Source organism: Vibrio sp. SBT000027 (genome assembly GCF_963894355.1).
Taxonomy (GTDB): domain Bacteria; phylum Pseudomonadota; class Gammaproteobacteria; order Enterobacterales; family Vibrionaceae; genus Vibrio; species Vibrio splendidus.
Genome location: NZ_CAWQGD010000004.1, coordinates 937,100 through 961,733 on the forward strand (window position 1 = coordinate 937,100; position 24,634 = coordinate 961,733).

Consider the following 24,634-nt stretch of genomic DNA (forward strand, 5'->3'; position numbering starts at 1 on the left):
CTATTATAAGTATACGTTATTCAGTTATAGACGTTATTCAGCCACAGGTGCTGAGCGAAATTTATTCATCAACCATTTAGCAATGATTGGGAATACACCCAGTAAGGCAAATGACAATAGTACTGAAGGGGACACGATACCCGAAAGTGAATCAATTTCCGCGAGTTGAGTACCAGCATTCAAGAAAACAGCGGTACCCGGTAACATCCCTATTTGACTCGTAATGTAGTAACGACTCACGGACATCGGTGTTAGACCCATCAACAGATTGATAAGGAAAAATGGGAATACAGGAATCAGACGCAGAGAAAACAAGTAAAATGCTCCGTCTTTTTCAACGCCCTTGTTAATCGTTGCTAATTTGTCACCAAATTTGGTTTGGATCCAGTCACGTAAAAGATAACGGCTACTTAAGAAGGCTAAGGTCGCACCGATCGCACTCGCGAAAGATACCAGCAGCAAGCTGTTCCAGAAGCCAAATAGCGCGGCCCCTAATAGGGTCACAACAGCGGCACCAGGAATGGAGAAAGCAGTAATCATTACATACGCGACAAAATAGATAGCAGCGGCAGCAATGAAGTTGCTATCAATGTAGTCATTTAAAACGGCTTGTTGGGCCTTGGCATTTTCAAGCGTTAGGTATTGGCCGAAATTGACGCCTAACAAGACGATGGTTACGACCAACACAATACCCAATATCATTTTCTTACTCATTGATACTTCCTCTAAATTTTCAATGTATACCATTAGTATAGATAGACAGGCAAAGCATAGATTAACTTTCAGCAGATATAAAAAAAGCCGCAGTAAATGCGGCTTAGTTATGTATATAGATTGCACTGACAATGTTAATTGACGCGATTGATAAGCTCTTCACGACGCTGCTGCGGTATAACAGACCAATGTGTGCCATTGATCGCGCCTTCTAACGCCCAAAGTAGTTCAATACTGACAGAAGACGCATGTGATTCTTTGATGGCGTTAAATGCGTTTACAGAGCCAGATTCATATAAACGTTCTACGGAATCGATCCCTGCTTTTTTCAACATACGCTCAGTGGCGAGTCGAAGGTTGGGCAGATCTTTGAGTCGAGTAGGCTTAGCTGAAGATTGCTCAGCTTTTTCTTCTTTAGCAAAGCCCAGAGACGTCGTTGCAAGCTGCAAGATTTTCTCTTGGTCTTGCCACAGGCCTTCGGGTAAAGCGAAATATTTAGTAACGACAGGGAAACCACGTTTTTTGTAGACGTACGGTTGAAACCCTTGTTGTTCGAACTGTTTTGTTGTGCATTTGTCTGCTCGTATGTGCAACTGGTCATTTACAACCAGAGCAAACATAGTGTCATCAGCAAAAAGACCGAAGCCACCAAACATCGAGCGTGATTTTATTTTTCCTAGGGATTCAAATAATTTCATTGAATCCTTTAGTATCGGTTTATCCATGTTATTTATCTCGGTGTATTTGAACTACGCCACCAAATAAGCAGGTCCGAGAGATTAGCAAAATGTTGCAATTAAATTGTCAATTAGCCGTAAATTACTAAATTATTAGTAGTTACTGCATTTTGCCATCGGTAACCCCGCTACCATACCAACGAGTGGTTTAGGCCGGAAGCTTTGCGTCTCACTCTTTCAAGTGATTTGCCCTGTGCGTGACTGATTGAATAGAATAAAGTTTTTGTTGAATGAGGCTCACACTTGTTATTTCAAAATGTGATATTGCTTCAATTAATGATCTTTCCAGTATGATACCAGGTTCATTTATGTTGTTGATAAAAAAAGCGCACCTAAAGGTGCGCTTAATTATATTAAACTGAATTTATCAATTAATTTAACGTTTTAACTGTGCTTCGCTCAACAATTTCAGGATGCATTTCGAACACACGCTTTTCATGGTCTTTATCTTTAATGCGTTCTAACAAAATTTCGAAAGCGTTCTTACCAACACGACGTTTGGGTTGGTGAACCGTTGTTAACGGCGGAGAGAAGTATTCAGCCAGCTCGATGTTGTCATAGCCGATCACTGAAATATCTTCAGGGATACGAATTCCTTTCTCTTGCAGTCTGCTCATTAGGCCGAGTGCCATCGTGTCGTTAAAACAGAATACTGCCGTTGGGCGATCTACCATCTTAATGATTTTCTCTGCAGCAAGAACCGCAGTATCACACTCGAAGTTACCTTCAATGATCATGTTATCATCGGCAGCAATCTTAGCTTCGTTGAGTGCGCGTTTGTAACCCGCGATGCGTTCAACACATGCCGCTTTGTCTAAGTGGCCACTTAAACAAGCAATCTTGGAGTGACCGTGATCAATGAGGTATTTGGTCGCTAGGTAACCACCTTCCTCAGAGTTGTCGATGATCTTATCTGCTTGAGAACTCTCAGGGCCCCAATCCATAATCACTTTAGGGATGTCAGCGTGACGGTCTAACATGCCTCTCAGTTCTTCAGTTAGGTCAGAACACATAACTAAGATGCCATCTACACGTTTCTCTGCAAGCATTCGAATGTAGTCACGTTGCTTCTCATAGATACCGCCCGTATTACACAGGATCAAAGTGTAGCCTTGACGGTAGCAGTAGCTTTCAACACCATCGATAACTTCAGAGAAGAATAGGTTAGTTGATTGAGTAACTAGCATGCCGATAGTGCGGGTTGTATTGCACTTCAAACTACGAGCAACGGCACTTGGTGCATAGTTCAGTTCGTCTACGGCTTTATTTACTTTTTCTTGCGTCGCTTCTGCAACAAAGCGAGTTTTGTTGATTACGTGAGAAACGGTTGTTGTTGATACGCCTGCTAAGCGAGCGACATCTTTTATAGTGGCCATGGTTTTATCCTATTAGAAGCTACTTTCCCAAAGTACGGAATAAAGTAGCCGTTAAGCTACCTAACTAAGAGCTTAATTTTGTAGGGCTCTTTGGGTACTAAAGTGCTAAAAAACAAAAAACCGCTATTGAGCGGCTTGTCTTAACACCGAAATGCTCAAAACTATAATAAGCATAGCATTTCGTGAATGTTTCATATTTTATCGTTTGCGGTCACAATTTTAGACTGACTAGAAATTACTCGCAATAAAATTCACCCGGATTTCCGGGTGAATTGTCACATTCTTCTGAATTTATTTAACGAGTCATCCAATAAGCTTATTCACCAGCGAGGTATTGGGTGTCCAATTTGCAGAATGCAAGTAGCAGAGATGAGACTGATGCGTAGAAACCGAATTCGTCAACGTCATGACATTTAACGTTGAACTTTGGTACCCAAGTAAGAAGTTGTTGCTCGATAAATTGCTGTTGAACAATGAACGATTTTTCTAGCTCTTCTTCAAGTTCCGTTTCATTAGAACGGATGATCAAATTGCCAAGGAAGTCGAGTTCGATAGCGATATGGTCAGCGGGTTCTTTTAGGTCTTGGTTCACCACTAAGTTGTGCTTAGCCATGATCTCTTCCATATCTTTTGCTGGCTTATCATTCAAAAGGCCAGTCTCACCGATATACATAGAAGCGTAAGGAAGTGCGCCATGCTTATCTGTTTTTAAGAATAAGTCACAGAAGTCTGCAGACAATTCTAGTTGAGCATCTTCACGCGTTTGTAGGCGGTTTAGCGCATCCACTAGGCTATCGATCGCTGGCTTTAGTGTTTCATTTTCGCCTAAACCAGTTAGGAAAGAACGAATTTCAACAGAGTGGTAGTGATCGAGTTCTTCTTGAGTGATCTCTTTAGCGAATAAGCTTGATAGCCACCAGTATATTTCTGCTCTTTGCTCGTTGAACGCTTTCGTATCTTTCATTTCTTAGATCCTGATTTAGTCTTGTGGTGTTACTTATATACATCTTGAAGTCACTAGTGCATAAGCACACCAAGGCTGAATAACAAGGTTATTTGCGAAACGCAAAGTTACTCGTTAGTAGTAATGCCTATATTGAATTGCGATGGACGATAAATAGCAAGGTTTAAGATTGTCTTGTATCAAAAAAGATCCATGTTTCTGGCTTTTATCTTGTGTACCACTAGAATTGTTACGAGTTATGAATAGAATAGTCACTGAAACTATTAAATAAGAAAAGTGGTGTAGATGAGCTATCACGTATTAGTCGTAGAAGATGATGTGGTAACCCGCAGTAAACTGGTTGGATACTTCCAGAACGAAGGTTACACAGTAAGCGAAGCAGAAAGCGGCGCTCAAATGAGAAACGTGTTAGAAGAAAACAACGTTGACCTCATTATGCTGGACATCAACTTACCAGGCGAAGATGGATTGATGCTAACTCGCGAATTACGCAGTCAATCAGACATTGGAATTATTTTAGTTACTGGACGCACGGATAGCATCGACAAAATCGTTGGCCTTGAAATGGGCGCTGACGATTACGTTACTAAACCCTTCGAACTTCGCGAGTTATTGGTTCGAGTTAAAAACCTACTTTGGCGCATTTCTGCCGCTCGTAAAACAGCAGCAGGTAAGGTTGAAGAGACTGAAGACGAATCTGTGGTTCGTTTTGGTGAGTGGACGTTTGATATCCCTCGTCGTGCGCTAAGCAAAAACGGCGAACCAGTAAAACTGACTAAAGCTGAATATGAACTGTTGGTTGCGCTATCTTCTTATCCTAACCAGGTATTAAGTCGTGAACGCATTCTGAATATGATCAGTCACCGAGTGGATGCTCCAAACGATCGAACTATCGATGTGTTAATCCGTCGTATGCGTGCGAAGATGGAGTTTGACCCTAAGAATCCACAAATTTTTGTAACGGTTCACGGTGAAGGTTACATGTTCGCTGGTGATTGATTTCCTTCGGGAGTGACTAATCAACAACGATATTTAAACGTAAAAAGCCGAGACATCATTGATGTCTCGGCTTTTTTATTGCTTAGCTTTTACTGTTTACGAACTGGAAACCTGCAAATTACTTGGTTAATCAGTTTTGCCTATCTGGCCGAGTCTACAGATAAGACTATGTCTACTGATAAAATTCAGTTCACTGATTCGGTTGATTTTATTGAGGCTGCGCCGCAGAAATACCACCGTCATCTTCAACTAAGCGAGATGTTTCAGGAACAACAATGGGTTCTTCAACGGTGTCATTGCTTGTATCAAGCCAATCACGCAGGCTTTGCCACATCAACCCCATTGTTTCGTGCCAGTAACGCTCAGTTTGCTCAAGGTAAAGAGCTTTAGGCATGTACTTATTCCAAGGTTCAACAATCCCTTCTTGTGCAAGGTAATTGGTTGGGGCTGGTAATGGCTTCATGCCAGCTGCATGGAATTCATTCAATGCGCGAGTCATATGGCTAGCGGAAGTTACCAGTACCATTCTTTTATTTTTAACGAATGCAGCGGCTTGTCGGGCTTCTTCCCATGTGTCTTTCGCTGTTTCAAGCAGAATGATATCGGGCTTTGCGACACCTAGAGCCAACGCAACTTTGGCCATCATTCTTGCGTTACTTACTTCAGTGCCTGCGCCATAGCCAGACAAAATGAGTTTTGCACCAGGGTAAAGACGTAGAATACGAATCCCTTCACTTAAACGCATCAGGCCGGTGCGGCTAAGTTCTGATGTCGGTGGGATTTGGTCGTCTACGACGTGACCACTTCCGAGAACCATCACGTAATCGACGGTTTCATCGACAGGTAAAAATGCGGCGTGTTGCCTTTCCATTGGCATTAAAAGTTGACTAGAAACTGGTTGGAAAGCGATTAGGAAAATACCACATAGGGCTGAAAGGGTGATTAGGCAACCAGTCTTCCTTTTGGTAGTAAACATCACTAGGGCTAAACCCAGAAAAGCGAGAATTAACATTGCTGGCAGTGGCATCAATAGCGAAGACACTACTTTTTTCAGCTCAAACATATCCGAATAGTCCGAAAAAACATCACTTAGTAGTAAAAAGAGACATCGCCTCTTTATTCCTGAAATTCCTGTGACAGAATAGCAGGCACGATAGGACATAATAACTCAAGTAGCCGTGACTGAAGACCGTAATTTCGACGATATTGCCCACAAATTTGCAAAAAATATTTACGGCTCTGACAAAGGAGAGATCCGTCAGATCATCGTATGGGAAGATTTAGAACAAGCTTTGAGCAAATTTGAGCAATCAGCTTCGCCGCTGCATGTGCTTGATGCTGGAGGCGGACTTGCGCAGATGTCGCAAAAAATTGCCGCGCTTGGGCATAACGTTTTTCTTTGTGACCTCTCTTCTGAAATGTTGAAGCTCGCAGAAGAAAGTATCAGCGGAGCGGGTTTGCTAGAGCAATATCGATTTATTCATTCACCAGTACAAAAAGTCGCAGAACATCTCGATGAAAAAGTCGATTTTGTGATGTTTCATGCCGTAATGGAATGGTTAGCCGACCCTAAAGAGGCACTTGATTTATTGCTTGAACAAGTTAAACCGGGTGGCGTTGCCTCGATAATGTTTTACAACCACCACGGATTAGTCCTGAAAAATGTGATTTGTGGCAACATTCCTCATGTATTGAATGGGATGCCACATCGAAAACGGTTTAAGCTGCAACCACAAAAAGGCTTGAAGCCGGAAGAGGTTTATCAATGGATAGAAGACGCTGGTCTAGAAATCTGTGGTAAATCAGGCATTCGCTCTTTCAGTGACTACATAGGTAATATGGAGTACATGGGCGATTACCAATTTGAAGATGTATTGGAACTGGAAAAACAGCTATGTCGCCAAGAGCCATATCTGTCACTAGGCCGTTATATTCACGTTTGGGCTCAAAAACCTGCGCAATAACAGCGGTGAATGTGGTAAAAGAAGCCACAACATGCGCTATGCAATCGTAACAAGCCCGCGTCATAAAGAAATAGGCGTCATATCTATTACATTCGATATGACGAAGAACAGTAACAGGAACCACAATGAGTGAAATGACTCAAACTGCCGAAGAGCAGCCAATTGATGAGTTGGTGGGCTGGGTCAAGCAGCATGATTTTTCATTAAACTTGCCACCAGAGCGCTTAGCATTTTTGATTGCTATCGCAGTACTAAGCAATGAAAGGTTCGATGAAGAGTTGGGCGAGGGTGAACTGCACGATGCATTTACCATCGTCACTCGACTGTTTGAAGATACTGGCGAAGCGTCTGCGTTTCGTGCCAACAATGCCATCAACGAGTTAGTTAAACAGAAGTTGATTAGCCGCTTTACCAGCGAAATCACCGATGGTGCGAGTATTTATCGCTTATCACCATTGGCGATTGGTATTTCAGATTATTATTTACGCCACCGTCAGTTCTCTAAGTTGAAACTGTCTATCCAGCTTTCTATGGTTGCGGACGAGATGGCAAAAGCCATTGAAGCTGCACAAAAAGGCGGAACTCCAGGGCATTGGAGAAAGAATGTTTACGGCGTGCTCAAGTATTCTGTTGGTGAAATTTTCGATCAGATTGATCTTAACCAACGTGTTATGGATGAGCAGCAGCAAACCGTTAAACAGCAAATTGCCGACCTTTTAAACAAGGATTGGCGAGAGGCGATTAACAACTGTGAAACCTTGCTTTCAGAAACCTCTTCCACGCTGAAAGAATTGCAAGACACCTTGCAAGCGGCGGGTGATGAACTGCAAACACAGATCCTCGATATTCAAGAAATTGTTTACGGTGACGATGAACTCGAGTTCGTTGGCGAAACCCTATTCGGCTTGCAGATGAAGCTTGACCGAATCACTAGTTGGGGTCAGCAAGCGATCGATTTGTGGATCGGTTACGACCGCCACGTTCACAAGTTTATCCGTACCGCGATTGATATGGATAAAAACCGTGCCTTTAGCCAACGCTTGCGTCAGTCGGTTACCGACTACTTTGATGCGCCTTGGCTTTTGACCTACGCCGATGCTGAGAAGCTGACGGATCTTCGTGATGAAGCGCTCGTGCTTCGTGATGACGAAGTGATGGGACAAGCACCAATCGACGTAGAGTACGAAGAATTTGAGCAAGTGAATGACCTGCTTTCAGATCGAATTGCAGAGATGTTAAAAGCTCACAAACAGCAAGGCGCGCCAATTGATCTTGGCCTTGTGTTACGCGATTACCTCGCTGCACACCCTCGCACACACCATTTTGATTTAGCCAGAATTGTTGTCGACCAAGCCGTACGCTTAGGTTACTCAGAGTCTGACTATCAGGCTATTCAGCCAGATTGGCAGGCAATCAACGATTTCGGTGCAAAGGTACAAGCAAATGTCATTAACAAGTACTGATGATTACATGCCAGAGAAACTGGTAAAAGCGATAGCGAACCCACTGTTCCCTGCGCTAGATAGCATGCTGCGTTCAGGTAAGCATGTTTCAACAGAAGATTTAGATAACCACGCGTTGCTGTCTGATTTTGAAGTTGAGCTTCAGCATTTCTATCAACGCTACAATACGGAACTGGTAAAAGCGCCGGAAGGTTTCTTTTACTTGCGTCCGCGTTCTACGTCTCTGATTGGTCGTAGTGTGTTGTCTGAGCTCGACATGTTGGTTGGCAAAGTGTTGTGTTTCTTATACCTAAGCCCAGAACGTCTGGCTCATGAAGGTATCTTCACCAATCAAGAACTGTTTGATGAATTGATGTCGTTAGCGGATGAGAAAAAACTCATGAAGCTAGCAACCAACCGTGCGTCTGGTTCTGATTTAGATAAAGAAAAGCTCTTCGAAAAAGTACGCACTTCTTTACGTCGTTTACGCCGTATCGGCATGTTGATTGCGATTGGTGAAACTGGCAAGTTCCGTATCAGCGAAGCGGTATTCCGTTTTGGCGCCGACGTTCGTGTTGGCGACGATATGAAAGAAGCGCAATTACGTCTTATCCGTGATGGTGAAGCTGTGGTTCATACCCAAGAGCCTAACCAAGGTAGCTTGTTGAATGAAGAACAAGCGGAAGCTGTATCAGAAGTCGTTTCAGACGTAGACGAAAACGGTCAACAAGACATTTTTAACGATCAAGCTGACTTTGACCTTGAGTCAAACGATGGCGAACAAACAAAAGTAGAAGGTGAAGCATGATTGAAAGAGGTAAGTATCAATCATTAACCATGGTCAACTGGAACGGCTTCTTTGCGCGTACTTTTGATATTGATGGATTGGTTACAACGCTTTCTGGCGGTAACGGTGCAGGTAAGTCGACCACAATGGCGGCATTCATCACAGCACTGATCCCTGACCAAAGCCTTCTGCATTTCCGTAACACAACGGAAGCGGGTAGCTCGCAGTCATCTCGTGATAAAGGCCTTTACGGTAAGCTTCAGCCAGGCGCATGTTATGCCGCGCTAGATGTTGTGAACTCTCGTAACCAACGCCTATTGTTTGCAGTAAAACTGCAGCAAGTCGCGGGTCGTGATAAGAAAGTCGACATCAAACCGTTCGTTATCCAAGGCCTTCCAAGCCATGTGAAACCAACGGATGTATTGATTCAGAATGTTTCAGACAGCCACGCACGTGTATGTCAGTTGAATGACGTGAAAGCGGCGGTAGCGCAATACGAAGGCGCACATTTCAAAGCCTTCTCTTCGATTGTTGATTACCACTCGCAGATGTTTGAATACGGTGTAGTACCGAAGAAATTGCGTAACAGCAGCGACCGTTCTAAGTTCTACCGCTTAATTGAAGCATCACTTTACGGTGGTATTTCTAGTGCGATTACGCGTTCTCTGCGTGATTACCTTCTACCGCAAAATGGTGGCGTGAAGAAAGCATTCCAAGACATGGAATCAGCACTGCGTGAAAACCGCATGACGCTAGAAGCGATCAAAACGACTCAGTCGGATCGTGACTTGTTCAAGCACTTGATCACTGAATCTACGAACTACGTGGCAGCAGATTACATGCGCCATGCCAATGATCGTCGCAACAAGCTTGATCAAACTATGAAATTCCGTGGTGAACTGTTTGGTTCTCGCGAAACCTTGCTTGATCAAAACAACTTGTTGAACCGCGTTCAAGAAGAGCTTGAGCTGTTGGTCGATCAAGAATCGGCACTAGAGCAAGATTATCAAGCGGCTTCGGATCATCTTCAATTGGTTCAAACTGCACTTCGTCAGCAAGATAAAATTGCTCGCTACAGTGAAGATCTAGAAGAGCTTAATGAGCGTCTAGAAGAACAGATGATGGTAGTTGAAGAAGCTCAAGAGCGAGTACTTCTTGCTGAAGAGCAGGCAACCATTACTGAAGAAGAAGTGGATAGCCTGAAAACTCAGCTTGCTGACTACCAACAAGCGTTGGATGTTCAGCAGACTCGTGCGCTTCAATACCAACAAGCGGTTCAAGCATTAGAGAAAACTAAGCAGCTACTTGGTGATGAGTCTATTACTGCAGAAAGCGCATTAACTCTGGTTTCTGAGCTAAAAGCACAAGAAGAATCAAGCACTCAAACGTTACTGTCGACTAAGCATAAACTAGACATGTCTTCTGCTGCGTCTGCGCAGTTCGACAAAGCGCTCGCTCTTGTTAAAAGCATCGTTGGTGACGTTGAGCGTAAAGAAGCATCTAACAGTGCTAAGCAAGCTTTAGAAAAAGGCCGTAACGCAAAACACGTTGTTGAAAACGAACAACAATGGCGTGCTCAGCACCGCGACATGGCTCGTGATGTGGCGCAGCAGCGTCAAGCAAAAGAGCTTGCGACTGAATACCAAAAGCAACACAACATCTCACTGACTGACGAAGCGGTTTTCGATGAAGAACGTGAACGCCATGCAATGCAGATCGAGTCTCTTGAGTACGCTCAAGAAGAGCTGCGTGAAGCGAAGAGTGAGCAACGTCGTGTGCAACAAAACCACGACCAAGAGATTCAAAAACTTGAGTCTATTGCTCCAGCGTGGATCACGGCGAACGATGCACTTGAAGCACTAAGAGATCAAACAGACGCTGAGCTAGAAGATAGCCAAGCAGTAATGACTCAAATGCAGCAAGTGCTTGAAGACGAAAAATCTCAAGCGGTCGCGAAAGATCAATTAGCGACTCGTCGTGCGCAACTTGAGCAAGAGATTGAACGCTTAGCTTCTCCGGGTGGTTCTAACGATCCTCGTTTGAAAGGTTTAGCGGATACGCTTGGTGGGGTTCTGCTTTCTGAGATTTACGATGACATTACCATTGGTGATGCGCCATATTTCAGTGCGATGTACGGTCCTGCTCGTCATGCGATTGTGGTCTCTGATCTTGATGGTATTAAAGAGAAGCTGGTGGATCTTGATGATTGTCCAGATGACCTTTACATCCTTGAAGGCGATGTCGATGCATTTGATGACAGCTCATTCAATGCTGATGAGTTAGAGGGCGCGGTGTGTGTTCAGCTGAACGATCGCCAAATGCGTTATTCTCGTTTCCCTGAGATCCCTCTGTTTGGCCGTGCGGCTCGTGAACAACGATTAGAGAAATTGCGTGAAGAGCGTGATGTTGTTGTGGAAAATCACGCGAAAGCGGCGTTTGATGCACAAAAGCTGAATCGCCTATACCAAGCTTTCAATAGCTTTGTTGCTAAGCACCTACACGTTGCGTTTAACGCTGACCCTGAACAGGCACTAGTGTCTATTCGTGACAAGCGTAACCAGATTGTACGTTCTTTGGCTGAATTAAATTCTAAAGAGCAACAGCAACGTAGTCAGCTACAACAGAGTAAACAAGCGTTGGGTGCGCTAGACAAATTAGCACCAATGGTTCGTATTTTAGAAGACGAAACATTGGCTGAACGCCTAGCTGAATTAGAAGCGCAACTAGAGCGCTTGAGCGAAGCTAAGTCGTACTTGAACAACCATGGCAAAGCACTTGCTTCGTTAGAGCAGATTGTTTCTGCACTAGACGCAGACCCTGAACAGTTCGAGACACTAGAAGCACAATACCAACAAGCTGACCAAGCTCTACAAAGCCTGAAAGGTAAAGTGTTTGCTCTGTCTGACTTGATTGAACGTCGTCACTACTTTGCCTATGCGGATTCTGTTGATCTTCTAAACAAGAGCAGCGAACTGAGCGAGCAATTGAAAGCGAAGTTGGTGCAAGCAGAACAAGCAAGAACCAAAGGCCGTGATGGCTTCAAGCAAGCTCGCGAACAGATGAACCAATACAACCAAGTATTGGCAGCACTGAAGAGCTCACATCAAGCGAAGCAAGAAACGGTTCAAGAGTTCAAACAAGAGCTGCAAGAGTTTGGTGTCAATGCTGATGAAGGCGCTGAAGAGCGTGCTGTACGTCGTCGTGACGAGCTTCAAGAGCGTTTGCACACATCTCGCAGCCGTAAGAGCGAATACGAGCGTACCATTACATCAACTGAACTTGAGATGAAAGCATTGGCTAAGCGTCTTAAGAAAGTTCAAAAAGAGTACACAGAGCTTCGTACCTTCGTTGTTGCAGCAAAAGCAGGCTGGTGTTCAGTACTTCGCTTAGCTCGTGAGAATGACGTTGAACGTCGTCTGCATAAACGTGAACTGGCTTATCTAACGGCGGGCGAGCTTCGCTCTATGTCGGATAAATCACTGGGTGCGCTACGTCTGGCGGTAGCCGACAATGACGACCTGCGTGATTCGCTGCGTTTATCTGAAGACAACGCGCATCCAGAGCGTAAAGTACTGTTCTACATTGCGGTTTACCAACACCTTCGTGAGCGTATTCGCCAAGACATTATTCACACGGATGATCCGGTTGAAGCAATCGAAGAGATGGAAGTTGAGCTAGCTCGACTAACAGAAGAACTGACGCAGCGTGAAAATCGCCTAGCAATCAGCTCTGAGTCTGTAGCAAGCATCATCAAGAAAACGATTCAGCGCGAGCAGAACCGTATTCGAATGCTGAACCAAGGTTTGTCTAACATTTACTTTGGTCAGGTTAAAGGCGTACGTCTGAACGTTAAGATCCGTGAAAGCCACGAGATCTTGCTATCAGGGCTAGCGACTCAGCAAGAGCAACACAAAGACTTGTTTGAATCAACGCGCTTTACCTTCTCAGAAGCGATGGCGAAGTTGTTCCAACGAGTGAACCCGCATATCGATATGGGTCAACGTTCTCCGCAAGTTCTTGGTGAAGAGCTACTGGATTACCGTAACTACCTAGAGCTGAGTGTTGAAGTTAACCGTGGTTCAGATGGTTGGTTACAAGCTGAATCGGGCGCACTGTCTACGGGTGAGGCGATCGGTACGGGTCAGTCAATCCTATTGATGGTTATTCAGAGCTGGGAAGAGGAATCTCGTCGACTTCGTAGTAAAGACATCGTTCCATGTCGTTTGTTGTTCCTTGATGAAGCAGCACGTCTGGATTCTAAATCGATCTCTACGCTGTTTGAACTGTGTGACCGTTTGGGTATGCAACTTCTGATTGCAGCACCTGAAAACATTAGCCCAGAGAAAGGTACAACCTACAAACTGGTTCGTAAGGTCTTCAAAGACCACGAACACGTACACGTTGTTGGCCTGCGCGGTTTTGCTCAAAACAAACCAGCATCTCCGGTGCAAGAGCTTATCGAAGAAACTGAGCAATAACTTTGATAGCCGAGCAATAACCTTGATAGCTGTGTTATAACCTTGATAGCTTAGCTATAAGCTCGAAAGCGACTCAATGATATTTGTTCAAAGCCCCTAATGATTAGGGGCTTTTTTGTACCTTGAATCTAATTTCTTATTCCTTACTTCTACAGTAGAACACCTTCCGCCTAGTCCTCTCGTCGATACTGATAAGACCACTCATACCTTATGGTTATTATCAATGGAACTTGTTTGAGGTCACACGCACAAAACCACAAATAATGTATGGTAATGACATAGATTTAATAATATTAATAATATTGTATTACTTAAATTTTAATTATTGATAACTCGCGTGTGCGAAAGGTAAAGGTAGGACTTAGGTATGATTCAAATCGTTATTGATGGGAAATATCGAATTGTCGAGCAAGGACAAACCGTTCTTGAGGCGGCAAAAACATGTGGTTTAGAGATCCCATCTTTATGTGGTTTGAACAAAACAGCGGATAAAGTACCGTGTGACTTGTGTGTTGTTGAAGTTGATGGCGTTGGTGTCACTCGTTCTTGTGAGCTTGAAGTGTCTAATGGGCTGAATATTACCACCCAGTCAAAACAGTTAACGATTCATCGGCAAGACGCGTTGAACCGCATCATGACCGATCATTACGCCGATTGTGAAGCGCCATGCCAAACAGCGTGTCCTGCTGGGGTCGATATCCAATCTTACCTGCATCATATTGCTCAAAATGATCACATAAAAGCGATAGAGGTCATCAAAAAGACACTACCAATGCCCCTGTCGATTGGTCGAGTATGTCCTGCTTTCTGTGAAACTGAATGTCGTCGCAACTTGGTCGATGAATCCATCGCGATTCGTCAACTCAAACGACACGCTGCCGACGCAGATTTAGCCGCTCAAGAGAGCTACATGCCAACTAAGAAACCAATCAAAGGCAAGAGTATTGCGATTGTTGGTAGTGGCCCCGGTGGGCTTACGGCAGGTTATTACCTATCTAACGAAGGCTACGATGTCAGTGTTTATGAGTCGATGCCCAAAGCGGGAGGTTGGTTGCGTTACGGTATCCCTGAATATCGCTTACCTAAGTCGATTCTAGATAAAGAAATCGAACTGATGTGTCGTAACGGGATGTCGGTAGAGTGTGATAAAAAACTCGGTGTTGATTTTACACTGTCTGATTTAAGTAACGATTTTGATGCGGTTTGTTTAGCGGTTGGCGCGTCGCAAGCGGTTGAAATGAATTATCCGGGCAGCGAGCTTGGCGGTTGTTATCTAGGCGTCGATTACTTGAAAGATTACGTGACCGATCAGCAGTATGTCACTGGTAAAAAGGTCGCAGTAATTGGTGGCGGTAATACCGCGATTGACTGCGCTCGAACAGCGGTGCGTGATGGTGCGGATACCACGCTGATTTATCGTCGTACTCGAGATGAGATGCCGGCAGAAGATTACGAAATCGAAGAAGCTGAGCATGAAGGTGTGAAGTTCCATTTCTTAACCAACCCGGCAGAAAACATAGCCGATGAAAATGGTCATGTATCAGAAATACGATTAGAGCGTATGGCTTTGGGTCCGGCTGATGCTTCAGGTCGTCGCAGCCCTAAACCAACAGGCGAATTCTTTGTTGAAGCGTTTGATACGGTTATTGCTGCCGTGTCGCAAAAGCCGGATCTGAGCTTTATGGACAATGAAGCGATTGATATTCCTCTTACTCGTTGGAATACCGCTGATGCCGATCCGCAAACCATGCATACAGGTACTGGCAATATCTTTAGTATTGGTGATTTCCGACGCGGCCCTGCAACCGCAGTGGAAGCGGTGGGGGATGGGCGCATTGCTGCACAGGCGATTGATCGGTTCTTTCATGGCGATATGGATAACATTCCGGTTAAACCGTTTAATTCAAGAAAGCACAAGCAGCTCAAAGCGGTGGATCCTGAGCAATACAAATCCATACAGCGTATGGCGCGTAAGATCATGCCAGAGCTAACACCCGAGCAGCGTGAACAAAGCTTCGACGAAGTAGAAACAGGATTTGATAATGCTGATGCAATTGCGGAAGCAGCAAGATGCCTAGAATGTGGCTGCCAAGCCAATACCGATTGCGACCTACGAGACTACTCGACTGAATACAAGGCAACGCAAACACATCCAGAGTACAAAATCGATGTGGCTTCGAATGATAGTTGGCAGGCGATTCGTGCAGAAGAAGCGAAGGTCGGTTTAACAAGACAAAAATTTGCAGTTGATGACAGTTCAGAATTTATTATCTTTGATGCCAACCGCTGTATCAGTTGCGGGCAGTGTATCCAAGCGTGTCGTGAACAGAATGTACATGGTGTTTTAAGCTTCATGAATCAATCTGATGGCAAGCCTGCATCAAGACCTGAATGTCGTCCTAATTTTGGGGCAGACAAGACCTTAATGGGTGACTCAAACTGCGTTCAATGTGGATCTTGTATTCAGGCGTGTCCAACCGGTGCAATGGTGGATGCTCGTGATAGAAAGCAGGGAGACACTGACCTACTCAAGAAAGTGGATACCATCTGCACCTATTGTGGTGTGGGCTGTAAGCTAACCATGCATATTGATGAGCAGAAAAACAAAATCCGTTATATCGAAGGCGGTGACTCTCCGGTCAATGAAGGCATGTTGTGTGTTAAGGGGCGATTCGGCTTCGATTTTGTGGGCAGTGATGCGCGTTTAACCACACCATTAATTCGTAAAGATGGCTGGTTGCAACCTGCAAGTTGGGAAGAAGCGATTAAACTCATTGCTGATAAATTTACCGCGATTAAACAGGGCTTTGGTAGCAATGCTTTGGCGGGCTTCTCGTCGGCGAAAACCACCAATGAAGACAACTATGCCTTCCAAAAATTCATACGCCGTGAATTAGGCACTAATAACGTCGATCACTGTGCACGTCTTTGTCATGCTTCTACTGTTACCGGTTTAGAGGCTTCGCTGGGTAGCGGGGCGATGACCAATGATATTCCAAGTATCAAGCACTCAGATGTGATCTTTATTATCGGTTCAGACACGACTTCAGCACACCCAATTATTGGCTCGCACATCAAGCAAGCGGTGAGGCATGGTGGAGCACGATTGATCGTTGCTGATCCAAAACGAATCGATATTGCTGACCACGCTGAGCTTTACTTAGCGCACCGACCGGGCACCGATGTGATGCTGATTAATGGTGTGATGCAGCAGATCATCAAACACGGTTGGTACGATCAAGATTATATTGATGATCGTGTCGACGGCTTTGATACCTTATTGCAAGAAGTCATGTCACCAAGCTACTCACTTGATAAAGTCGAATTGGTGACTGGCGTGAAAGCGGAAGATATCTTCGCGATGGCTCGCTTGATTGGTACTGCAGAACGCACCGCAGTGTATTATTCGATGGGTATTACGCAACACACCACTGGTCACGACAACGTACGTTCAATCGCTAATCTACAACTATTGTGTGGCAACATTGGTATTGAAGGCGGTGGTATAAACCCATTACGTGGCCAATCCAATGTTCAGGGCGCGTGTGATATGGGGGCATTGCCGAACAACCTTCCAGGTTATCAGAAAGTGTATAATCCGATAGTTCGTCAAAAATTCGCGATGGAGTGGGGTGTTTCTGACTTACCAGCGGAAGCGGGGTTAACGCTCACCGAAATTATTGATGGAGCGTGCCATCGAGATGTTCGTGGTCTGTATGTCATGGGTGAGAACCCAGTGTTGAGTGACCCGAATCAAGCGCATGTGATTGAAGGTCTTGAAGCGTTGGATTTCCTAGTGGTTCAAGATATTTTCTTAACCGAAACCGCTCAGTATGCCGATGTGGTTCTGCCGTCTTGTTCGTTTGCTGAAAAGTCTGGCCACTTCACCAATACAGAGCGCCGAGTCCAACGTATTAATCCTGCTGTTAATCCGCCCGGTGACGCGAAAGAAGATTGGGTGATTATTCAAATGCTAGCCAATGCAATGGGCGGCGGTTGGGACTACAAAACCGTTGCTGATATCACCAATGAGATAGCACGTGTAACGCCGCAGTATGGTGGTTTACGTTGGGAGAATATTACGGTGAACGGCGTCCAATGGCCAACTAATAAGAATAATCCTGACGGTACACGCATCATGCACCAGACTCAATTCACTCGCGGGCGTGGTCAAATGGAAGCGATTCCTTTTAGATACGCAGCAGAACTTCCTGATGCGGAATACCCGCTAGTATTAACGACAGGTCGCATCCTAGAACAGTTCCACACAGGAACCATGACACGTAAAACCAAAGGGCTTGATAACTTGGCAGGACCACGTGCGATGGTGAGTGTTCATGATGCCGAAGCGTTAGGGATCTCGAATGGCCAGATGCTCAAAGTATCAACCCGTCGTGGAGAAATTGAAATCGCGGCATTTGTCACTAAGCGAATGCAAAAGGGTGTGGTATTTATTCCATTCCATTTTGTCGAATCTCCAGTTAACCGCTTAACTACGACTGCAACCGATCCGCACGCTAAGATCCCAGAGTTTAAGGTGGCGGCAGTCCGCATTGACCCAATTCGTGAGTCTGAATCAGAAACAACAGAAGCTTAGTTCCGAGCGTTAAGCTAATTAACGATAGGCATTAAAAAGCCGCGTAACTCTCAGAGTTATGCGGCTTTATTTATTGAGCTAGACTCGGTGTCAAATGACCAAGTTAATCATTTAGTTTGAAGCGAGTTCGTTACCGTGAACACCAAATTGTTTTGCGGCGTATGCAACGCGCTCGGCAGGTTTTGGATATTCAGCTGGCGTGCCTAGGTTTTCAATATGATGCAAGCGAGGCAATAAACCCGCGCCGTTTGCAATCTGTATTGCTAATCCTGGACGAGCGTTTAGCTCTAGTACCATTGGGCCTTCTTCTTGGTCTAAAACCATGTCAGTGCCCATGTAACCAAGGCCTGTCATTTCCCACGCGCTTGATGCTAGCGTAAGCAGTTTTTCCCAATGCGGTACTTGAAGTTGTGCCAACTCTTTGTCCGTGTCCGGGTGGTGAGTCACAGGGTGGTCAAATTGAACCGCCCGAACGGCTTTACCCGTAGCGATACAGATACCCACACCCACAGCGCCTTGGTGCAAGTTTGCCTTGCCGTCAGAAGCTGAAGTAGAAAGACGCATCATCGCCATCACAGGGTAGCCTTTGAATACGATAATTCGTACATCTGGCACACCTTCATAACTGAAGCCATCAAAACACTCGTCAAACTTGATGAGGTTTTCAACCACGGCTACGTCGTTCTTACCACCCAGTGAGAAAAGACCCGCGAGAGCGTTACTGATGTGACGCTCTACGTCTTCTTCATTGATAGTCGAACCCGATGGCTTGGTATAAACACCATCCTTGTGAGAAATAACAACAAGGATACCTTTACCACCACTACCTTGAGCGGGCTTGATTACAAACCCCGGCCACTCTTTAACCATCTTGTGGATTGTTTTTACTTCAGCTTGGTGACCAATAACGCCAATCAGTGTTGGTACGGTTGCACCAGCTTGTTCAGCAATAATCTTAGTCTTAAGCTTGTCATCAACGAGTGGATACTTGGAACGATCATTGTAGCGACCAATATAGCTATGGTTACGCTTGTTCATTCCCATTATGCCTTTGTCTTTCAACTTAAACGGTGAAGTAAATTGATCAAACATAACTTAGTCCTCCGCTAGCGGTTTAAAGCGACGAAGCTCGGTTAGACGGTAGCCTGTGTAGTTACCTAGTAGCAAGATGGTCGCTAGAATAACAAGCTGTAAACCAATAAAGTTAAACGTTAAATGCTGGATGAACGGGTTAGTCATGCCTAAGTAAACAAGAACAGCGGTAAATAGAGAACCACCACCTTGTAGCACTACCTCTTTCGCCCCTTCTTCTTCCCAAAGGATAGACATACGTTCGATAGTCCAAGATAGGATAATCATTGGGAAGAACGTAATCGATAGACCTTCAGTCAGACCGACTTTAAACGCCACTACAGTAAACACAGAGATAATCATGATTACCGTAATGATTACGGCGGATATCCTGGCGACCAGTAGCAAGTTGAGCTTGGATAAGTAACTTCGAATAATAAGACCTGTACCTACGATAAGTAGGAAGCCGACAATACCCGTTACCAATTGTGTTTGTACAAAGGCTACCGCAATCAGTACAGGCATGAACGTACCAGACGTTTTCAGACCGATGATGACACGTAGGAACACAACAATCAGAGCACCGATAGGAATCAGCATGATGGTTTTAAACATCGCTTGCTCTTCTAGCGGCAGACTATGAATGGAAAGGTTTAACAGTTGATCCGCAGAGACTTTACTGTTGGTTGCTTCAGTGGGAGTCACCTCCTGAGCAATCATCGAGAAGTGAACTTTACTGTTCTGACCGCCAACCACGTCTAATAGAGATACATTTGATTCATCCCAAATTAGCAGGTTTGGCTGAACTTGCTGTTCGCTTGATTCAGGAGAGAATAAAACCCATTGGTCGTTATCCCAGATCTGGTTCATTTGCTGAATAGATTGACGACGACGGCCATCTTCTAGCTCGATAACACCAACCACTTTATTGTGGATATTGGCTGCTGAAAGTAGCTTGTGTGTTGCTTCAACTTTGCTCATGTTATTCAGAATCAGTGCAGAGTTTTGGCTGTCTGGATCATTAAGCGTTTTGATAAGTTCACGAGTGAAGGTGATGTTGTCTGCTGAGCGCTTGGTTGCTCGGTCAATCAGTGCCAACGCTGCCGCTTCTTCTGGACCATCAAAGCTTGGTTGCGTAATTTCACCTTCTGGTGGTATCGCATCAATTTTTGCTTGGTTATCAACTAGGAATTGAGTCTTGTAGTAGATAGTTTGCGGGCCATCAGCGTGGCGAATAGACCATTCTGCACGACGACCTGACTCGGTGTTCAAGTAAGAGATGCCGTAACCTGGAGATGAAGCTGACTCACCAATAAGTGTGTAATTAGATTGAGTGTGAGGAGCAGCTAATGAAACTTTTGCTTCTTTACCAACCGCATTGAACTCGATACGAGCTTCAACGTCCCAAACCTGCCTGGTTTCCCCTGGAGTCCAAGGTACACCGTAGGTCGTATGTCTGAACATACTCAGTGTTATACCTGCCACGATGAGCAGGAAAATAGAGATATAAAATGGAATTCTTGACGTCATAGCTTACCCTACTATTGTTATTTAACTTCCGTTTGTACGTACTTTTTACTTACATCTACTAGCGCTATGTCTTTGATAAATTCGCGCCCTAGTAATACAGGGTGACTCATTTGAGAGCGATCCGCCAATGTAAATTGCGCTTTTTCATGGATATTTCCAACTTTTACCCATAATTCGATCACAGCTCGACGTTCTGTCTGGTCATTGGTTGACTGACGGATTTTTACATACCGCACAACGGGCGCTTCAATCCATTTTTGGTCTTCTACAGCTTGTGCTTTATCGGCCAAATGGAATCTCACCCAGTCTTTACCGTTACGTTCGAATTCTTTGATGTCGACAGCATTTAAAGAAGAGGTGGTTGCGCCAGTATCAACACGCGCATCAAAGCTCTGTTTGATCGAGTCGATAGACACTTTTTCGATTCCGCCAAGGATGGTCGGTTGTAACGTAGTAGTGACAGGAGTAGCGGCAACGACGACGGGTTCTTCTTGCTCTAGTTCTTCAATTACCTTGTGTTCCATACTTGTCAGGTGAACATCTAATTGACTAGAAAGAGTGGTGATTTCGTCTTCTAAGCTTTCAATATAATCACTTTGATTACTTAGTTGCAGTTCAAGATTTTGAACCTTATTTGCGATGTTTGTCTCTGAGCGGGCAATAGCGTCGAGAGTTTCTTGGTGGTAGGTAGCACCGTTCGTGAGGGTACAACCAGAGAGCAAACCAACCGCCACGATAGGCGATAATCGCTTAAACATATAAAAAACCTTTGAGAATTAGAGAATAGTTCAGACTATTTAGTAGTTTATCCCACAAAAAAGGACGCGTGAAGCATCCTATTGTAAGAGTCTGGTCATATTGAATCGCTATGTGAGCGCTACGAAAATTATTGTGATCTGAGTTCGTTCATTTGTTAAGCATGAGCGCGAATTTTATATAATTCATGCTCATGCTATTCAAAACTTACACATATAAATAACTAAGACTTAGTGACCACAGAGTTCATGGCTTTGGTCCTATAGAAATTACGGTTTCGTCGCGACAAGAACGGCACGTCTTGGTGCAGGGTGACCCTCAACCGTTTTACTTGGATCGTTCGGATCGAGGTAATCTGGAAGAGAGTTGTGTGTCATCCATTCTGTTGTGCGTTGTTCGCCAATCGTCGTGACATTTTCGTCAACGATACGCACGTCTTCAAACCCAACCTGTTCTAGCCAGCGTTTCAGTGCGAGAGCAGAAGGGAAGAAGTACACATTTCTCATTTGCGCGTAACGGTCAACAGGGACCAATACCGCATTCTCGTCACCTTCAATCACCAAGGTCTCAAGAACCAGCTCACCGCCAGATGCCAATTGGTCTTTTAGCTGAATCAAGTGATCCAGAGGTGAACGACGGTGATACAGAACACCCATGCTAAATACAGTGTCGTAGGCTTCTAGTTTTGGCAGTTGCTCAATACCTAAAGGTAATAGGTGAGCACGTTGGTCATCGCCCATTAACTTACGAATCGCTTCAAACTGAACCAAGAATAGGTGAGAAGGGTCGATACCCACCGTTAGACGTGCGCCTTCACCTAGCATGCGCCACATGTGGTAACCATTGCCACAACCTACATCAAGCACAGAGCGGTTTTTCAATGGAGAAATATGAGGAAGGACACGGTCCCATTTCCAGTCACTGCGCCACTCCGTATCGATATGAATATCGTGAACGGTGTAAGGACCCTTCCTCCACGGATGGAAGGTCTTTAGTAAGCTTTCTAACTTCTTAAGTTCACCTGTGTGAAATGGTGTCGAGCTACCAATGGTTACTGAGTTTTTCAGATCAACTTGGTCAGGCACGCCTTGAGGGATTTTATTCAGTGCACGTAACCAACGGTCGAAGTCACCGTGCTCTGCATTTTGCCAATCCGTCAGCTGTTGAGGAAGAACATTGAGCCACGGCTGTAGGCGAGTGTCTTGGGCAATGAGTTGATAAAAATTGGCAAAATTAAACATAGTTTTTCACTGAGTTAATAGGGTCAATAAACCCCAAAATAAAAATTAAATTTGTCATTCCCTGTAGTGAGGGACGAACATGATAGGGAATCTCGGTTTATCGAACTTGATAGATATCCCCAACTCGCTCGTTCCTCGCTCTTGAGGATGACGTTTTAGTACGAGCTGACTGGGTATGTACGCTATTTAATCGCGAACATTGAACCAAAGTTGAAGCATTGGAACCACACTTCGCTGCTTGAGAAGCCAATCTTATCAAAGCGTTCCTTGTGGATAGGGATCGAGTCTGGACGCATCACGTTTTCAATTGCACTGCGTTTTTGGCTTACTTCAAGCTCGCTGTATCCATTGGCACGTTTGAAATCATGGTGCAGGTCGATAAGCAGTTCATTTGAACTTTCATCTTCGAATACGTATTTTTCTGACAGAATTAAGATCCCGCCAGGGCGCAAGCCTGCATAAATTCTCTCAAGCAGAGCGTATCGGTCGTCGGGAGACAGAAATTGCAGCGTAAAGTTAAGAACCACAACAGAGGCGTCTTTAATCTCGATTTCACGGATGTCGGCTTCAATGACTTCAACTGGCGTGTCACTGCGGTAAGCATTAACGTGCAACTTGCAGCGTTCAACCATCGCTTGTGAATTATCAACAGCGAAAATGGTGCAGCCTTCTTGCTGAATATGGCGACGCATTGAAAGTGTCGCCGCGCCAAGAGAGCAGCCTAGGTCGTAAATATTTGAATGTGGTTTTACAAAGCGCTCAGCCAGCATGCCAATTGCGGAGATAATGTTGCTATAGCCAGGCACCGAGCGTTGGATCATATCCGGAAATACTTCAGCAACCCTTGCATCAAAGGTGAAATCACCAATTTTATCAATAGGAGCGGAAAAGATATTGTCTGTGTTGCTCATGGCATTTTCTCTCGACAGTCAGCGTAATTGGCACAAAATTCATACCAAATAAAAGGGGACGTATTTTACGTAAAAAAAGCGCGGCTGTCACGAAAACTGAGATTTAGCTCAAGGTTCGAAGTTACTTATAGGTGAGGGGTTAAAACATCGAGATTTGGTGATTGCCTTTCTGTGCTGGAAATTGAGCGAGATCTGGCAAGATAAGTGACGTATTTTCAGACACTTGCTTTTGTAGCTGCTTATAAATAGCTATCGCCAGTTCAGGTGCGTGATTATTGTCTGGGGTGTGGATCATTAAATAGGGTTGTTTGCTTTCATTAAGCCAGCTTGGAATTTTGGCAAACCAAGGTTTAAAAAACTCAATATTAGGTTCTTGGTCTGGGTGACCAATAAATCGAATCATAGGATTATTGGCGGTCGCAATCGCATGCACGGGAACGCGCGGCTTTTTCTGATGAGCATCGATCACCGCTTCTGTGGTTGGTGGTGCGGAGAAAACGGGGCGGCTATCCATAATAATGCGATTGATCCCTTCTTCTATTAACCAATGATTGAAGCGCTTTTCCGCATCGCCCTTATCAAAAAAACCAAGGTGACGAACCTCTACGCCGAGCTGCATATTTTTGGGGAACAAGGTACAAAACTTTTGCAGGGCAGGGAGCATACTAGGTTCAAAACTGTGTGGTAGCTGAATCGTCCATTGGCCAATACGATCGTGCAGTGGCGACATGGTCATTAAAAAATCCTTGAGCTCGGCTTGGCAGTGCCTAAGTTGTTGCTGGTGGGTGATGAACTTTGGCAGCTTGAAGGTGAACCTAAAATCACCGTGACTAGCGGCTTTCCAGTTATGAACGGTCGACATACTCGGTGTAGCGTAAAAGGTGGTGTTGCCCTCAACGGTATGAAAAACTTGCGTGTACTTTTCTAGGCGTTCGGCTGGCTTGGTTCCCTTGCCATAGAACTGACTTTGCCACTCAGAATGAGACCACATGGTTAACCCAAGTCTTAAAGGTAAAGTTTCTGTTGTTATTACACGATCATCCATCTATTACACCGTTATTCATCAC

General features: G+C 44.7%; 17 protein-coding genes and 1 riboswitch. Of the genes, 6 read left to right on the plus strand and 11 right to left on the minus strand.

Annotated features, from left to right (window positions below; translation table 11 throughout):
• Positions 1 to 33: 33 nt before the first annotated feature.
• From AACU28_RS14110 to torD, 4 genes are all read right to left on the minus strand, one after another.
• Complete coding sequence (locus AACU28_RS14110; protein WP_004736447.1) at positions 34 to 714, minus strand: TVP38/TMEM64 family protein; 681 nt, start codon at positions 712 to 714, stop codon at positions 34 to 36.
• A 134-nt stretch (positions 715 to 848) separates the two neighbouring features.
• Positions 849 to 1,439 carry a TfoX/Sxy family DNA transformation protein gene (locus AACU28_RS14115; RefSeq protein WP_004736448.1) on the minus strand — a complete coding sequence of 197 codons (591 nt, stop codon included), beginning with the start codon at positions 1,437 to 1,439 and terminating at the stop codon, positions 849 to 851.
• Between the two features lie 127 nt (positions 1,440 to 1,566).
• Positions 1,567 to 1,652, minus strand: a riboswitch (cyclic di-GMP riboswitch).
• A 170-nt stretch (positions 1,653 to 1,822) separates the two neighbouring features.
• Entirely contained in the window at positions 1,823 to 2,827 is a 1,005-nt protein-coding gene (gene purR / locus AACU28_RS14120; protein ID WP_017078168.1) for an HTH-type transcriptional repressor PurR, read from the minus strand.
• A gap of 316 nt (positions 2,828 to 3,143) precedes the next feature.
• Positions 3,144 to 3,791: a molecular chaperone TorD gene (gene torD / locus AACU28_RS14125; RefSeq protein WP_004736450.1), complete on the minus strand. Its 648-nt coding sequence runs from the start codon at positions 3,789 to 3,791 to the stop codon at positions 3,144 to 3,146.
• Between the two features lie 285 nt (positions 3,792 to 4,076).
• On the opposite strand from torD, the gene torR reads away from it, so the two are divergent.
• Complete coding sequence (gene torR / locus AACU28_RS14130) at positions 4,077 to 4,790, plus strand: two-component system response regulator TorR (protein WP_004736453.1); 714 nt, start codon at positions 4,077 to 4,079, stop codon at positions 4,788 to 4,790.
• A gap of 208 nt (positions 4,791 to 4,998) precedes the next feature.
• On the opposite strand, the gene elyC is transcribed toward torR, so the two are convergent.
• Positions 4,999 to 5,853 carry an envelope biogenesis factor ElyC gene (gene elyC / locus AACU28_RS14135; RefSeq protein WP_121603090.1) on the minus strand — a complete coding sequence of 285 codons (855 nt, stop codon included), beginning with the start codon at positions 5,851 to 5,853 and terminating at the stop codon, positions 4,999 to 5,001.
• Positions 5,854 to 5,968: 115 nt separating this feature from the next.
• Here elyC and cmoM point away from each other — a divergent pair, with 115 nt between their 5' ends.
• The 5 genes from cmoM (at position 5,969) to fdhF (ending at position 18,058) form a co-directional block, all read left to right on the plus strand.
• A complete protein-coding gene (gene cmoM / locus AACU28_RS14140) occupies positions 5,969 to 6,754 on the plus strand; it encodes a tRNA uridine 5-oxyacetic acid(34) methyltransferase CmoM (RefSeq protein WP_065676977.1) in 786 nt (261 codons plus the stop codon).
• Between the two features lie 125 nt (positions 6,755 to 6,879).
• Entirely contained in the window at positions 6,880 to 8,217 is a 1,338-nt protein-coding gene (gene mukF / locus AACU28_RS14145; RefSeq protein WP_017055049.1) for a chromosome partition protein MukF, read from the plus strand.
• Positions 8,198 to 9,004 carry a chromosome partition protein MukE gene (gene mukE, locus AACU28_RS14150; protein ID WP_121603091.1) on the plus strand — a complete coding sequence of 269 codons (807 nt, stop codon included), beginning with the start codon at positions 8,198 to 8,200 and terminating at the stop codon, positions 9,002 to 9,004. The genes mukF and mukE overlap by 20 nt, the downstream gene beginning before the upstream one ends.
• Positions 9,001 to 13,461, plus strand: coding sequence for a chromosome partition protein MukB (gene mukB, locus AACU28_RS14155; RefSeq protein ID WP_121603092.1), 4,461 nt, complete (start codon positions 9,001 to 9,003; stop codon positions 13,459 to 13,461). Before mukE ends, mukB begins: the two co-directional genes overlap by 4 nt.
• A gap of 367 nt (positions 13,462 to 13,828) precedes the next feature.
• Positions 13,829 to 18,058 carry a formate dehydrogenase subunit alpha gene (fdhF, locus tag AACU28_RS14160; protein ID WP_121603093.1) on the plus strand — a complete coding sequence of 1,410 codons (4,230 nt, stop codon included), beginning with the start codon at positions 13,829 to 13,831 and terminating at the stop codon, positions 18,056 to 18,058.
• Positions 18,059 to 18,169: 111 nt separating this feature from the next.
• Here the strand turns inward: fdhF and AACU28_RS14165 are convergent, their stop codons facing one another.
• From AACU28_RS14165 to AACU28_RS14190, 6 genes are all read right to left on the minus strand, one after another.
• The gene (locus AACU28_RS14165; RefSeq protein ID WP_004736463.1) at positions 18,170 to 19,150 is read right to left on the minus strand and encodes an alpha-L-glutamate ligase-like protein; all 981 of its coding nucleotides are present in this window, start codon (positions 19,148 to 19,150) and stop codon (positions 18,170 to 18,172) included.
• 3 nt (positions 19,151 to 19,153) lie between these two features.
• Positions 19,154 to 20,659, minus strand: a complete 1,506-nt coding sequence (locus AACU28_RS14170; RefSeq protein ID WP_004736464.1) for an inactive transglutaminase family protein — start codon at positions 20,657 to 20,659, stop codon at positions 19,154 to 19,156.
• A gap of 17 nt (positions 20,660 to 20,676) precedes the next feature.
• On the minus strand, positions 20,677 to 21,417 hold the full coding sequence (locus tag AACU28_RS14175; RefSeq protein WP_004736465.1) for an ATP-dependent zinc protease family protein: 741 nt from the start codon (positions 21,415 to 21,417) through the stop codon (positions 20,677 to 20,679).
• A 267-nt stretch (positions 21,418 to 21,684) separates the two neighbouring features.
• On the minus strand, positions 21,685 to 22,656 hold the full coding sequence (gene cmoB / locus AACU28_RS14180) for a tRNA 5-methoxyuridine(34)/uridine 5-oxyacetic acid(34) synthase CmoB (protein WP_017083934.1): 972 nt from the start codon (positions 22,654 to 22,656) through the stop codon (positions 21,685 to 21,687).
• A 182-nt stretch (positions 22,657 to 22,838) separates the two neighbouring features.
• Positions 22,839 to 23,567, minus strand: a complete 729-nt coding sequence (gene cmoA, locus AACU28_RS14185; protein WP_121603094.1) for a carboxy-S-adenosyl-L-methionine synthase CmoA — start codon at positions 23,565 to 23,567, stop codon at positions 22,839 to 22,841.
• Positions 23,568 to 23,706: 139 nt separating this feature from the next.
• Positions 23,707 to 24,612 (minus strand): DUF72 domain-containing protein, encoded by a 906-nt coding sequence (locus AACU28_RS14190; protein WP_121603095.1) that lies wholly within the window; start codon positions 24,610 to 24,612, stop codon positions 23,707 to 23,709.
• Positions 24,613 to 24,634: the final 22 nt, after the last annotated feature.